11 protein-coding genes are annotated in these 13868 nt (G+C 71.7%); 2 read left to right on the top strand and 9 right to left on the bottom strand.

Features of this window, described 5'->3' with window-relative positions; translation table 11 throughout:
• Window positions 1-87 precede the first annotated feature (87 nt).
• The 6 genes from hflX to miaA form a co-directional block, all read right to left on the bottom strand.
• Window positions 88-1581 (bottom strand): GTPase HflX, encoded by a 1494-nt coding sequence (gene hflX / locus ACIPK3_RS26500; protein ID WP_402573519.1) that lies wholly within the window; start codon window positions 1579-1581, stop codon window positions 88-90.
• 155 nt (window positions 1582-1736) lie between these two features.
• Window positions 1737-3299: a M1 family metallopeptidase gene (locus tag ACIPK3_RS26505; protein WP_402573521.1), complete on the bottom strand. Its 1563-nt coding sequence runs from the start codon at window positions 3297-3299 to the stop codon at window positions 1737-1739.
• A gap of 104 nt (window positions 3300-3403) precedes the next feature.
• Window positions 3404-5533, bottom strand: a complete 2130-nt coding sequence (locus tag ACIPK3_RS26510; RefSeq protein ID WP_402573522.1) for a RelA/SpoT family protein — start codon at window positions 5531-5533, stop codon at window positions 3404-3406.
• 282 nt (window positions 5534-5815) lie between these two features.
• A complete protein-coding gene (gene dapF, locus ACIPK3_RS26515) occupies window positions 5816-6685 on the bottom strand; it encodes a diaminopimelate epimerase (RefSeq protein ID WP_402573524.1) in 870 nt (289 codons plus the stop codon).
• Window positions 6686-6771: 86 nt separating this feature from the next.
• The gene (locus tag ACIPK3_RS26520) at window positions 6772-7281 is read right to left on the bottom strand and encodes a hypothetical protein (RefSeq protein ID WP_402573603.1); all 510 of its coding nucleotides are present in this window, start codon (window positions 7279-7281) and stop codon (window positions 6772-6774) included.
• 108 nt (window positions 7282-7389) lie between these two features.
• Complete coding sequence (gene miaA, locus ACIPK3_RS26525) at window positions 7390-8328, bottom strand: tRNA (adenosine(37)-N6)-dimethylallyltransferase MiaA (protein ID WP_402573526.1); 939 nt, start codon at window positions 8326-8328, stop codon at window positions 7390-7392.
• 137 nt (window positions 8329-8465) lie between these two features.
• Between miaA and ACIPK3_RS26530 the strand changes: the two genes are divergently transcribed.
• Window positions 8466-8765 (top strand): antitoxin, encoded by a 300-nt coding sequence (locus ACIPK3_RS26530; RefSeq protein ID WP_402573528.1) that lies wholly within the window; start codon window positions 8466-8468, stop codon window positions 8763-8765.
• Window positions 8766-8807: 42 nt separating this feature from the next.
• Here ACIPK3_RS26530 and ACIPK3_RS26535 read toward each other — a convergent pair whose 3' ends face one another.
• The 3 genes from ACIPK3_RS26535 to ACIPK3_RS26545 all read right to left on the bottom strand — a co-directional run bounded on the left by ACIPK3_RS26535 (window position 8808) and on the right by ACIPK3_RS26545 (window position 12101).
• On the bottom strand, window positions 8808-9545 hold the full coding sequence (locus ACIPK3_RS26535; protein ID WP_402573530.1) for a class III extradiol dioxygenase subunit B-like domain-containing protein: 738 nt from the start codon (window positions 9543-9545) through the stop codon (window positions 8808-8810).
• 144 nt (window positions 9546-9689) lie between these two features.
• Window positions 9690-11210, bottom strand: coding sequence for a tRNA (N6-isopentenyl adenosine(37)-C2)-methylthiotransferase MiaB (gene miaB, locus ACIPK3_RS26540; protein WP_402573532.1), 1521 nt, complete (start codon window positions 11208-11210; stop codon window positions 9690-9692).
• A 57-nt stretch (window positions 11211-11267) separates the two neighbouring features.
• Complete coding sequence (locus ACIPK3_RS26545) at window positions 11268-12101, bottom strand: SDR family NAD(P)-dependent oxidoreductase (protein WP_402573534.1); 834 nt, start codon at window positions 12099-12101, stop codon at window positions 11268-11270.
• A 308-nt stretch (window positions 12102-12409) separates the two neighbouring features.
• Here ACIPK3_RS26545 and ACIPK3_RS26550 point away from each other — a divergent pair, with 308 nt between their 5' ends.
• Window positions 12410-13867, top strand: coding sequence for a hypothetical protein (locus ACIPK3_RS26550; protein ID WP_402573536.1), 1458 nt, complete (start codon window positions 12410-12412; stop codon window positions 13865-13867).
• The last annotated feature ends 1 nt before the right edge of the window (window position 13868 follow it).

A 13868-nucleotide genomic window follows, 5' to 3' on the forward strand; every position in this document is an offset into this window, starting at 1 on the left:
CGGAAGAACCGGAAGGCCCGCCCCCGCTGAGAGCGAGGGGCGGGCCTTCCGGTACTTCGACTTCTTCGGCCTGGTGGGCCGGGTGGGTCAGGCCGCGGCCGTGGGCGTGTAAGGCGCCAGGTCCGCGGCCAGTTCCTCGTGCACTCGCACCTTGATGAGGGTGCCGTCCGCGGTGTGCTCCTCGGAGAGCACCTCGCCCTCGGCATGGGCACGGGCGACCAGCTTGCCGTGGGTGTACGGCACGAGTGCCTCGATCTCGACGGACGGCCGCGGCAGGTCGTTGTCGATCAGCGCGAGCAGTTCGTCGATGCCGAGCCCGGTGCGGGCCGAGATCGCGATGGAGCGCTTCTCGATCCGCAGCAGCCGCTGGAGGACCAGAGGATCGGCCGCGTCGGCCTTGTTGATCACGACGATCTCGGGCACGTCGGTGGCGCCGACGTCGCGGATCACCTCGCGCACGGCGGCCAGCTGCTCCTCCGGCACCGGGTGTGAGCCGTCGACCACGTGCAGGATGAGGTCGGAGTCGCCGACCTCCTCCATGGTGGAGCGAAACGCCTCGACCAGATGGTGCGGCAGGTGTCGTACGAATCCGACGGTGTCCGCCAGGGTGTACAGCCGACCGCTCGGGGTCTCCGCCCGGCGGACGGTCGGGTCCAGGGTCGCGAACAGGGCGTTCTCGACCAGGACGCCGGCGCCGGTGAGGCGGTTGAGCAGGGAGGACTTGCCCGCGTTGGTGTAGCCCGCGATGGCGACGGACGGCACCTTGTTGCGCTTGCGCTCCTGGCGCTTGATCTCACGGCCGGTCTTCATCTCCGCGATCTCCCGGCGCATCTTCGCCATCTTCTCGCGGATCCGTCGCCGGTCCGTCTCGATCTTGGTCTCACCGGGACCGCGGGTGGCGAGGCCACCGCCCTTGCCGCCGCCCATCTGCCGGGACAGCGACTGACCCCAGCCACGGAGCCTGGGCAGCATGTACTGCATCTGGGCGAGCGCGACCTGCGCCTTGCCCTCTCTGGACTTGGCGTGCTGGGCGAAGATGTCCAGAATCAGGGCCGTACGGTCGATGACCTTGACCTTGACGACGTCTTCGAGGTGGATCAGCTGGCCGGGGCTCAGCTCACCGTCGCAGATGACGGTGTCCGCCCCGGTCTCGACGACCATGTCGCGCAGCTCCAGGGCCTTGCCGGAGCCGATGTAGGTCGCCGCGTCGGGCTTGTCCCGGCGCTGGGTGACACCGTCGAGCACGACTGCGCCCGCGGTCTCGGCAAGGGCGGCGAGCTCGGCGAGGGAGTTGTCCGCGTCCTGGACGGTCCCCGAGGTCCAGACGCCGACGAGGACGACCCGCTCCAGACGCAGCTGGCGGTACTCGACCTCGGTGACGTCCTCCAGCTCAGTGGAGAGGCCCGCGACACGACGCAGGGCCGCGCGATCGGAGCGGTCGAACTGTTCGCCGTCCCGCTCACCGTCGATCTCGTGGCTCCAGGCGACGTCCTCTTCCATCAGGGCATCGGCCCGAAGACCTTCGGCATAGGCGTTCGCGAGGCGCTTGGAGTCCTGGGAAGGGGAAGAAGAGGAGGTCATTGGGTCCTTACGTCGATGAGGGTTCCGTTCGGCATCCACTTTTACAACGCCCGAGGCCCTCGGGAGATTCCCGGGTCCCGTGCCGTGCCGACCCGAAGATGGTCGCACGGCACGTCACATCTCGTCACCGCCTTATTCACCGGGTCCGGCCACGTTCACCGCGTCCGGTCGTGCGGCGCGTGGCTCCTGGGCGGGGTGGCCGTGGCCGTTGGCCGCGGGGCCGGGAGCGGGGGCGGCGGGGTCTGCTTCCAGTCGGGGTGGCCGGGCATCGGGGGCGTCTTCGCGCCGTAGAGCCAGTCGTGCAAGAACGCGCCGAGGTCGCGCCCGGCGATCCGGGACGCCAGAGCCACGTAGTCGGCGGTGCTCGCGCTGCTGTCCCGGTGCTCGCTCACCCAGGCCCGCTCCACCTGCTCGAAGGCGTCCTTTCCGATCTCCTGCTGCAGTGCGTAGAGCACCAGCGCCGCTCCGTCGTAGACGTTGGGCCGGAAGATGCTGATCTTCTGACCGGGTTTGGGCGGCTTGGGCGCGGCGGGCGGGCCGCCGGAGTCACGCCAGCGGTCGGAGGCGCCGTAGGCCGCCTTCAAGCGGTCCACCATGGGTCTGTTGCCCTTCTCCTGCGCGTACATGGCCTCGTACCAGGTGGCGTGTCCCTCGTTGAGCCACAGGTCGGACCAGGAGCGCGGGCTGACACTGTCGCCGAACCACTGGTGGGACAGCTCGTGCACCATGACGGACTCGACGTACCAGGCGGGGTAACCGGTCTGGGTGAACAGGTTCTTCTCGAAGAGGGAGAGCGTCTGTGTCTCCAGTTCGAAGCCGGTGGCGGCCTGGGCGATGAGCACGCCGTAGGTCTCGAACGGGTAGCTGCCGATCTTGCTCTCCAGCCAGGCGATCTGGTCGGGAGTCCTGGCGAGCCAGGGTTCGAGGACCTTGCTGTCGGCCTCGGGCACGACGTCACGCATCGGCAGGCCGTGGGGTCCGGTGCGGTGCGGCACGGCGGAGCGGCCGATGGACACCTGGGCCAGCTCGGTGGCCATGGGGTGCTGGGTCCGGTAGGTCCAGGTGGTCGAGTCGGCGGTCCGGGTGGAGGTGGTGACCGGCAGTCCGTTGGCCACGGCCGTGTAGCCGTCGGGGGCGGTGATCCGGATGGTGAACATCGCCTTGTCGGACGGATGGTCGTTGCACGGGAAGACCAGGTGGGCGGCGTCGGCCTGGTTGGCCATGACGAGGCCGTCGGCGGTGCGCACCCAGCCGCCGTCCTGGCCCTTGACGGGCATGGGGTCGCTGGTGTGCCGGACGGTGATCCGCATCGGGGAGCCCTTGGGCAGCGGGATCTTGGGGGTGACGACCAGGTCGTCACCGGCGCTGGTGAAGGCGGCGGGCAGGCCGTCGACCTCGACGGAGTCGACCTTGCCGCGCGCGAAGTCGAGGTTGAGGCTGTCCAGGTCGGCGGTCGCCCGGGCGGTGATGGTGGTGACGGCCTGGAGGGGCTTGTCGTTGCTGCCGGGATAGACGAGGGAGAGGTCGTACGACTCGACGTCGTATCCCGGGTTGCCGAGGTACGGAAAGAGCTGGTCGCCGACGCCCAGCGGGGCGGCGGGAGCGCTCGCGGCGAGCAGGCATACGGAGGCGGCGGAGGCGAGGAGGGCCGCCGTGCGGTGCCGGGAGACCCCCGGGTTCTTCGGGCGGGGTGCCCGGGTGCGCGGAGTGAGCAGCATGCACCACCGCTACCAGCGCGCGCGTGGGCCGTGGCGGCGGCGCGCGACCGGCCCACCCGAACGTGTTGCCCGGCAGGTTCCTCAGGGGGAGCCCGGGGTCTCGCTCAGGGGGCCTCCGGGACCTGGTGCTGTGCGCGGCTGACGTCGTACACACCGGGTACGTCGCGCATGGCCCGCATGAGGGCCGGGAGGTGGGCCGCGTCGGGGAGTTGGAGGGTGTAGGTGTGGCGTACCCGCTGCTGGCTCGGTGGTTCGACGGTCGCGGAGACGATTTCGGCGCCTTCCTGGGCGATCGCCTCGGTGAGGTCGGCGAGCAGGTGGGGGCGGCCGAACGATTCGGCGACCAGGGTCACCCGGCACTCGGTGGTGTCGCCCCAGCGCACGGTGACCTCGGGGCGCCCCGCACTCGTCATGCGCGCCACCGTGGCGCACTCCACGCGGTGCACGGTCACCACTCCGCCGCGCACGGCGAAGCCGGTGATCCTGTCCGAGGGGACGGGGGTGCAGCACCCGGCGAGACGCACGGCGCTCTGCGGGCGGTCCATGAGGACGTCCGCGGCGCGGCGGGAGCCGGACGGGCGGGCCGCGGGTCCGGTGCGGGGGGCGGCCTCCTGCGTGCCGCCGTGCGGGCCCGCAGTCTCGTCCTCGGGGTGCGCGGCCAGCCATCGCTGGATGGCGATGCGCGCGGCCGCGGTGTGGGCGTGCTCCAGCCACTCCCTGGACGGTTCGGAGGCGGGGTCCTGGCCCATGAGGGGCTGAACGGTGTCGCCGTCCCTGAGGACCGTGCTCAGGGTAGCGAGGCGACCGTTGACGCGGGCGCCGATGCAGGCGTGCGCGTCCTCGCCGTACTGGGCGTAGGCGGCGTCCACACAGCTGGCGCCCTCGGGCAGGCCGAGCGTGCCGCCGTCGGGCCGGAAGACGGTGATCTCACGGTCCTGGGCGAGGTCCTCGCGCAGGGTCGACCAGAAGGTGTCGGGGTCGGGGGCGGCCTGCTGCCAGTCGAGGAGCCGGGAGAGCCAGCCGGGCCTGGTCGGGTCGGCGCGCTCGCCGTCGTGCGGAGACTGTTCCTCCGCGGGAGGGGCGTAGGGATTGCCGAGCGCGACGACGCCCGCTTCGGCCACCTTGTGCATCTGGTGGGTGCGGATGAGTACTTCGGCGACCTGGCCGTCGCCGCGGGCCACGGCGGTGTGCAGCGACTGGTACAGGTTGAACTTCGGTACGGCGATGAAGTCCTTGAACTCGGAGACGACCGGCGTCATACAGGTGTGCAGTTCGCCGAGGACGGCGTAGCAGTCGGCGTCCTCCCCCACGAGGACCAGGAGTCGGCCGAAGTCGGCGCCGCGCATCTCGCCGCGTTTGCGGGCCACCCGGTGGACGGAGACGAAGTGGCGCGGGCGGATGAGGACTTCGGCCTGGATGTCGGCGTCGCGCAGCACCGCGCGGACCTCGTCGGCGATCCCCGCGAGCGGGTCGTCCGGGCGTACCGCGTTGGCCGCGATCAGCTCGCGGGTGTGCTCGTACTCCTCCGGGTGGAGGATCGCGAAGACCAGGTCCTCCAGTTCGGTCTTGAGGGCCTGTACGCCGAGGCGTTCGGCGAGCGGGATGAGGACGTCGCGGGTCACCTTCGCGATGCGGGCCTGTTTCTCGGGGCGCATCACGCCGAGGGTGCGCATGTTGTGCAGCCGGTCGGCGAGTTTGATCGACATCACACGGACGTCGCTGCCGGTGGCGACGAGCATCTTGCGGAAGGTCTCGGGCTCGGCGGCGGCTCCGTAGTCGACCTTCTCCAGCTTGGTGACGCCGTCGACGAGATAGCGCACCTCCGCGCCGAACTCCTCCCCCACCTGGTCCAGCGTCAGATCGGTGTCCTCCACGGTGTCGTGGAGCAGGGACGCGGTCAGGGTGGTGGTCTCGGCGCCGAGTTCGGCGAGGATCAGTGTCACCGCGAGCGGGTGGGTGATGTACGGCTCGCCGCTCTTGCGGGTCTGGCCTCGGTGCGAGGACTCGGCCAGGACGTAGGCACGGCGCAGCAGTTCGAGGTCGGCGTCGGGATGGTGGGCGCGGTGGGCCTCGGCGACATGGCCGATGGCATCCGGCAACCGGTCGCGGCCGGTGGTGCCGAGGAGGGCGACCCGGCCGAGTCGGCGCAGGTCGATCCGGGGGCGCGCCTTTCTGCGGGCCGCTGTAGGGGCTACAGGACCGGGCGTCGCAGGGTTCGTTGCCTCCGCACTCATGGGCACCTCCGGCTCGTGGACCGGCGGACGGAGCCCGGGGTGTGCGCGGCTCAGGGATGGCGACGTTCCCCCGTCCGTGCCGGTGCTTGATGCTACCGAGCCCATCACGCCCGGCTGACCGCCTCTCGCCGAGCGTGAAACGGATCACCCATTCGAGCGATGATGCGGAGGTTTACGGATTTTGGCCAGGCGATCGGCGGTCTGCCGTGGTTTCCGCTGGTCGGCGGGCCCACTTCCACGGAATACGCGCGTGCGTGCCGTGCGGGAGTGCGGTTTGCGCGGTCAGCCGGAGACGCTTTCCAGCCACTCGGCGTCGATCTCGCCTTCGGCGACGATCACGGCGGGGCCGGTCATCTCGATCTCGCCGTCCGGCCCTTCGGTGATGACGAGGCGTCCGCCGGGGACGTCCACGGTGTACGTCGCAGGGACGCCGGTGACGGACGGGTCGGCGCCGTCCCGGCGCGCGGTGGCCACGGCGACCGCGCACGCGCCCGTGCCGCAGGACCGGGTCTCGCCGGAGCCGCGTTCGTGCACGCGCATCGCGACGTGCCGGGGGCCGCGGTCCACCACGAACTCGACGTTGACCCCCTCGGGGTAGGCGGCGGCAGGGCTGAACGGCGGGGGGTCGAGCAGCTTCCCGGCGTGGTCGAGGTCGTCCACGAAGGCGACGGCGTGCGGGTTGCCCATGTTCACGTTGCGCGCGGGCCAGCTGCGCTCGCCGACGCTCACGGTGACGTCCCCTTCGGGCAGGCGCGCACGGCCCATGCCGATGGTGACGTCTCCGTCCTTGGCGATGTGGACGTTCTTGACGCCCGCGCGCGTGGCGATCGCGATGTCCCCCTCGGTCACCTGCCCGGTGTGCTGGAGGTAGCGCGCGAACAGCCGGCTGCCGTTGCCGCACATCTCGGCGATCGAGCCGTCGCTGTTCCTGTAGTCCATGAACCACTCCGCGTCGGCCGCCATCGACGCGGCCTCCGGGTGGGCGGCGGAGCGCACGACGTGCAGCACCCCGTCGCCGCCGATGCCGGCGCGCCGGTCGCACAGGGCGGCCACGGCGGCGGGGGTCAGCTCGATGGCGTTCTCGGGGTCCGGGACGATCACGAAGTCGTTCTCCGTGCCGTGACCCTTGAGGAAGGCGATCCGCGTGCTCATGCCTCGATCGTACGGCGTCGGTACGACAGCGCCGGTGGACGGTCGGGTACGGCCATGAGAGGTCCCGGCGTCCGCACCCGGGGAGGTCAGCGCAGCCGGGCCACGCGCCACACGGCGAGTACTACGACCACGGCCACCAGCAGGGCGTATCCGAGGGCGACCCGCCAGTCGGCGCGGCGCCCGGAGCCCCGTGAGGGCAGTCCCGGCCAGGTGTGTCCGACGCGGCGGGCGGCCATCATGCCCCAGCCCGCGGCGCAGGAGCAGATCAGGAGGCCCAGCATGGCGATGACCGCGCCGCTGTCGCCGAAGTCGAAGGCCAGCGGGAAGGCGAACATGAGCGAGCCGACCGCGGCCAGGCCCACGATGGGCGCGAGCTGCCAGATGCGCAGCCGGCGCTGCGGGCGCAGCTCGACCTCGACCTCCGGGCCGCCGGGGAACATCTCACCGGGCGCCGGGCCGTCGTCGGTGACTCCGCCGAGCTCGTCGTCGGGTCCGTCGGAACTCAGCCGACCCTCGGGCTCCGGTCCGGTTCCGCCGATGCCCACGTAGTCGGTGTCCTGTGACGCTTGTGCGGTGTCGCGAGGGGCGGCTTCCATCGCCACGCGCCCTCCCAACTTGGACTCCACTTGGTCGATCGAAGCTCGATGATGGCACGGCACCGGAGGCCTCGATGACCGCCCGAGCATCCCGATGCCATGACGTGATCAGGCTGTGACCGGTCGTTCGATCAACGCCAGAGCGAGGTGCGGAAGTTCCGCGCGGTCCGCGGCGGCCCCACTCAGCCAGTGCACCCGCGGATCGCGCCTGAACCATGAATCCTGACGGCGCGCGAAGCGTTTGGTGGCGCGTACGGTCTCGGCCCGTGCCTCGTCTTCGGCGCACTCCCCGGACAGCGCCGCGAGCACCTGCTGGTAGCCGAGCGCACGTGACGCCGTACGCCCCTCGCGCAGGCCCCGCGCCTCCAGTGCGCGTACCTCGTCCACCAGGCCGGCGTCCCACATCCGGTCGACGCGCAGCGCGATGCGCTCGTCGAGTTCGGGGCGCGCCACGTCGACACCGATCTGGATGGTGTCGTACACGGAGTCGTGCCCCGGGAGGTTGGCGGTGAAGGGCCGGCCGGTGATCTCGATGACCTCCAGGGCCCGGACGATACGGCGGCCGTTGCCGGGCAGGATGGCGCGCGCGGCCGCGGGGTCGGCGGCGGCGAGACGCGCGTGCAACGCCCCGGAGCCGCGCAGCGCGAGCTCCTCCTCCAGCCGCGCCCGGACCTCCGGGTCGGTGCCGGGGAACTCCAGGTTGTCGACGGCTCCGCGGACGTACAGGCCCGAGCCGCCGACGAGGATCGGCCAGAGCCCCCGGGACAGCAGATCGTCGATCCGCGCGCGGGCGAGTTTCTGGTACTCGGCGACCGATGCCGCGACGGTCACGTCCCAGACGTCCAGCAGGTGGTGCGGGACACCGGCACGCTCCTGCGGCGTCAGCTTGGCGGTGCCGATGTCCATCCCGCGGTAGAGCTGCATCGAGTCGGCGTTGACGACCTCGCCGCCCAGCCGCTGGGCGAGGAAGACACCCAGATCGGACTTGCCGGCCGCGGTGGGACCGACGACGGCGATGACTCGGGGGGCGGAGGATGCGCTGCTCACCGCACCAGTCTCGCAAACGCGACGGCCGCTCCCCCAAGGTGTTCGGCGAACGCGAGTACCGTATGAAGGAGAGGAAGTGGATATGGTCGCATTTGGTCTGTATCGGCGTACGACTGACCGGTGAGGGAAGGTGGACCATGCATCTCTTGGACAACCTGAAGGCCAGGCTCGGCCCGGCCAGGGACAAGGTGTCGGACCTCGCGCACCAGCACGAGGACAAGATCGACAAGCTTCAGCACGGTCTGGACAGGGCCGCGAAGGTCGTCGACGAGAAGACCAAGGGCAAGTACAGCGACAAGATCCACACGGGTACGGACAAGGCCAAGGACGCGATGGACCGGCTCGCGCACAAGGGCACGGCTCAGCCGCCCATGGACCCGATGACACCCACCGACGGCACGACGACGACGCGGTCCGAGACGCCACCGGCCTCCTGACCGTCGAAGACGCCACCGGAATGCTGACCCGGCGGCAGCGGTCTACGACCAGGCGGCGACCAGGTACCCGACGCCGTACGGCGCATCCTCGTACAGCAGCGTGCCGGTGAGGTCCGCGCCCTCGGCCGCGGCGGCGAGTACCTGCCAGGGGGCGCGTCCTGACGCCCGCAGCTCGTGGGCCAGGGCGGCGTCGAGGGAGCCCAGGGCAGCCACGTCCGCCGAGGCCAGGGCGCCGGCGACGCGTGCGTCGAAGGGGGCTGCCCGCTCGTCGAGATAGCCGGGCGCCTTGACCGTGCGGCAGGCGCTGGCGTCGCCCATCACGAGCAGCGCCACCCGCGCGGCCCGTGACCGGATCTCTCCGCCGGTCTCGGCACATCGCTCCGGCGCGAGCGTCTCCGGCACGCCGAGGCCCTCGATGGGGGCATCCGCCCAGCCGGTCCGCGCCAGCAGCCACGCGGCCACGGCGAGGGAGAGCGGCAGTTCGCGCTCCGGCGACGGGTCCCGCTCCGGCCCGAGCCGCGGAGCCCGCTCCGGTCCAAGGCGGACGTCGAGGGCGACGCCGAAGCCGCGGAAGGAACCACGGGCGCCCTGCGGATGCGGGCCGTGCCCGACCCCGTCGGCGGGCCCGACGACCACCAGCCGGTCGGGGCGGGCGGCCGCGAGTACTCCGAGGGCGTCCACAGACGCGGTGCGCGCGTCGTCCAGCTCGGGCGCGGCGCCCGCGGCCACATCCGGGACGAGGAGCGGCGGGCAGGGGCAGACTGCGGCAGCGACAAGCACGACCGGCAGCGTAAGCCGTACGCGCCACGGCGTCAGCCCCCGTCGTCGGCCCCCGGGAGATTCAGGCCGCCCGGCGCCGTCCTCGCGCCGAGCCGGGGTCGTTCTCGCGTCGAGCCGGCGCCGTCCTCGCGCCGAGCGGGGGTGTCAGCCGCAGCCGCCCGTCGCGGCGGGCAGCGGGGCGGGCACGCCGATCTTCGGCAGGCCGAGCATCACACCCGCCGGCTTCGCCGCCTCGGCCGCGTTGCGCTTCTCCCACGCGTCACCCGCGCGCGTGCGGCGCACGTCCAGGACGGCGCCCTCGGCGAGGAGGTGGTGCGGGGCGGCATAGGTGATCTCGACGGTGACCACGTCGCCGGGGCGGACCTCCTGCTCCGGCTTGGTGAAGTGGACCAGGCGGTTGTCGGGGGCGCGACCGGACAGGCGGTGCGTGGCGCCGTCCTTGCGGCCCTCGCCTTCGGCGACCATCAGCTCCAGGGTGCGGCCGACCTGCTTCTTGTTCTCCTCCCAGGAGATCTCCTCCTGGAGGGCGACGAGACGCTCGTAGCGCGCCTGCACGACCTCCTTGGGGATCTGGTTCTCCATGGTGGCGGCCGGGGTGCCGGGCCGCTTGGAGTACTGGAAGGTGAAGGCCTGCGCGAAGCGGGCCTCGCGGACGGCGTGCAGGGTCTGCTCGAAGTCCTCCTCCGTCTCGCCCGGGAAGCCCACGATGATGTCGGTGGTGATCGCGGCGTGCGGGATGGCGGCCCGCACCTTCTCGATGATCCCGAGGAAGCGCTCCTGCCGGTAGGAGCGGCGCATCGCCTTCAGGACGGAGTCCGAGCCGGACTGGAGCGGCATGTGGAGCTGCGGCATCACGTTCGGCGTCTCGGCCATCGCCGCGATCACGTCGTCGGTGAAGTCGCGCGGGTGCGGGGAGGTGAAGCGGACCCGCTCCAGTCCCTCGATGGCCCCGCAGGCACGCAGCAGTTTGCTGAAGGCCTCGCGGTCGCCGATGTCGGAGCCGTAGGCGTTGACGTTCTGGCCGAGCAGCGTGATCTCGGAGACGCCCTCGCCGACGAGCGCCTCGATCTCGGCGAGGATGTCGCCGGTGCGGCGGTCCTTCTCCTTGCCACGCAGGGCCGGGACGATGCAGAAGGTGCAGGTGTTGTTGCAGCCGACGGAGATGGAGACCCAGGCCGCGTAGGCGCTCTCGCGCCGGGTGGGCAGCGTGGAGGGGAACGCCTCCAGGGACTCGGCGATCTCGACCTGTGCCTCCTCCTGGACGCGGGCGCGCTCCAGCAGGACGGGCAGCTTGCCGATGTTGTGGGTGCCGAAGACGACGTCCACCCAGGGCGCCCGCTTCACGATCGTGTCGCGGTCCTTCTGCGCGAGGCAGCCGCCGACGGCGATCTGCATGCCGGGGCGGGACACCTTCTTCGGGGCGAGGCGGCCGAGGTTGCCGTACAGCCGGTTGTCGGCGTTCTCCCGGACGGCGCAGGTGTTGAAGACGACGACATCCGCGTCCCCGTCCGAACCCTCGGGGGCGCGCACGTACCCGGCCCCCTCGAGCAGGCCGGACAATCGCTCCGAGTCGTGGACGTTCATCTGGCACCCGTAGGTACGAACTTCGTAGGTCTTGGGTGCTTCTACGTCCACCACGGGGCTCCGGTCGCTGCTGCTGGTCATGCCACAAGGGTAGGCGGTCCGTGGTGGACGCAGTCCGCGCGAGGCGGACCGGCGCTCTCAGCGGTCCTCGCGGGCCGTCCCGTCGTCGCGCGGCGTGATGTGGAAGTCGAACGCGAGCGTTCCCGGGTCGAGGGCCGTCGTCCCGCCGTCGACGGTGAGAACCGCGCCGTTGACGTAGGACGCCGCGGGGGAAAGCAGCCAGCCGACCGCCTCCGCCACCTCCCGTGGCAAGCCCGGCCGGCCGGTGGGCAGCGGCCTGGTCGCCTCCGCGTAGGCGGCGTCCACGTCCCCGGCCGGCAGGCCCGTCTCCTCGGCGAAGCGTGTCATGCGCCGGTCGGCCATCTCGGTGCGCACCCAGCCGGGGCACACGATGTTGGCCCGCACGCCCTGACGTCCGTAGTCCACGGCGACGGACCGGCAGAGCTGGAGCAGGGCCGCCTTGGACGTGGCGTACGGCGCGTTGCTGGTGCCGTTGCGCAGCGCGGACACCGACGCCACGGCGACCACCGCACCCCTGTTCTCCAGCAGGTGCGGGATGGCCGCGCGCAGCAGGAGGAGCGGGCCGGTGACGTTGGTGCGCATGACGTCGTCCCACTCCTTGAGCGACATGTCCGCCACGGTTCCGCCACGCCCGATGCCCGCGTTCAGCACCACCCCGTCGAGCCGTCCGTACGCGGCCAGGGCCGCCCGGACGAGTCCCTCGGCCGCCTCGGGGTCACCGACGTCGGACGGATACGCGAGCGCCCCGGTCTCCGCCGCGAGGCGCCTCAGGGGCTCGGTCCGCCGTCCGGTGGCGACCACGTGGTGGCCTCCCTCGGCGAGCAGCCGGGCGGTCGCCTCCCCGATGCCCGTCCCCGCACCGGTCACAATCACCACCCGCTTGTCCGCCACGGCGGTCGGGCCCCCTTCGTCTCGTCCCTGCCGTCTCTTCACCTTGATCGTCAGCGCTTTCGACCTTAGGGGCCGCCGATCCGCGGGCGACGACTTCCGGCCATGGACCGGTGGACACGGCCGCCGGTGCTCGCCGGGGGCGGAACTCGACGTGTCTGAGGTCACGTTGGACTGTGGGCGGATTGTGAGAGTCCTATGTGCACAGCCGTGGCATGCTCATGGCTCGCCACCGAGTTACCGGCCAGTACGGAGCCTCGCGCGCCGTCCGCCGGTGCCTCCTTGCCACCCCCCACCCCTCAGGAATCACCTTGCGCAGACGCACGGGGCACACGCATGCCCTCTTGCCCGCCTTCGCCGTGACCGCCCTCCTCTTCGCCGCCGGCTGCTCCACGTCCGCGCCGCAGGCCGAGCAGCCTGACGCCGGCCAGAGCCGCCAGGCCGGGAGCCAGGACAGCGGAACGACGACCGAGGCGGACCGCCCGCTCACCGTCGCCGCCGCCCCCGAGGCCGCGGCGACAGCTGCGACGGGCCCGGCCGGCTCGGGCAAGCCGGCCCACAAGACCACGCTGACGGTCAGTTCGTACGACAGCAGGACCCGACGGGCCGTCATCTCCGAGAAGAGTCGGCCGGGTTCACCCACCGCACGACCCTCCGCGACCGCTTCCGCGAGCCCCTCCTCTCCCGCCTCGCCCTCCCCGAGCGCCTCCGCCACCCCGCGCGAGGCCGCCGTCGGTGACGTCATCGCCAGCGCCCCGGCGCCCGGCGCACCGCACGGTCTGCTCGCCAAGGTCACCAAGGTGATCGGCGAGACCGACAAGGGCACAGAGGTCCAGACCGAGCCCGCTGCCCTCAACTCCGTGCTCGGCGACAGCACGGCCAAGGGCACCGTGCCGGTCGACCCGTCCTCCTTCGACATCCGCAAGCTGCTGCCCGACGTCAAGGTGTCCTGGTCGAAGACCGGGGACGTGCACATCGGCCCCAAGGGCGCCACGGTGCCGCTGGGCAGCCTGCGCCTGGACGTCTCCGCCGAGGTGCCCACGCCCGAGGGCGCCCCGGTCTCGGCGGCGGCCGCGGTCTCCGGCTTCGTCCAGGTCGCCCCGCAGGTCGACTTCACCTACGGCGGAACAGGCACCGCCGCCACGCCCGGCTCCGCCTACCTGGGCGTGTCCGGCGACTGGACCTCCGGCTGGTCCGTCAAGGGCCACGCCGCCGCCTCCCTCAAGCCGCTGCGGATCCCGTTCGCCAAGCTGCACGCCGACCCGGTGCTTCAGGTCGGGCCCGTCCCGGTCGTCATCAACCTCGACCTGACCTGCTACTTCCAGATCAGCGCCGACGGCAAGGTCACCATCGACGTCGAGCAGAACGTCAAGGGCGACTTCAAGGCGGGCGGCACCTTCGGCGCGGGCCGGGGCTGGACGCCGGTGAGCTCCTCCGACATGACGGGCACGCCGGTACGCACTTCGCTCACCGCCGCCGGAAACGTGAAGGCGGCACTCGGCGCCGAAGCCTCGGTCGGCCTCTACGGCGCCGTGGGCGTCACCGCCGACCTGGCGCCGTACCTGCGCGGGGAGGCCTCCGGTTCGGTCAACGCCTCGTCGAACACCCCGGGGGCGAAGACATCCCTCTCGTGGGGTCTGTACGGCGGCGTGGACCTGTCGGGCACGCTCCGATTCCAGCTGTCCATCTTCGGCACCCCCGTCTTCCAGCGCAGCGTCCCCCTGGGCACGCTGCACCGTGAGTGGAAACTCGCGAGCGGCTCCCTCTGAG

It is taken from the genome of Streptomyces sp. NPDC086787 (genome assembly GCF_044745865.1).
GTDB lineage: Bacteria > Actinomycetota > Actinomycetes > Streptomycetales > Streptomycetaceae > Streptomyces.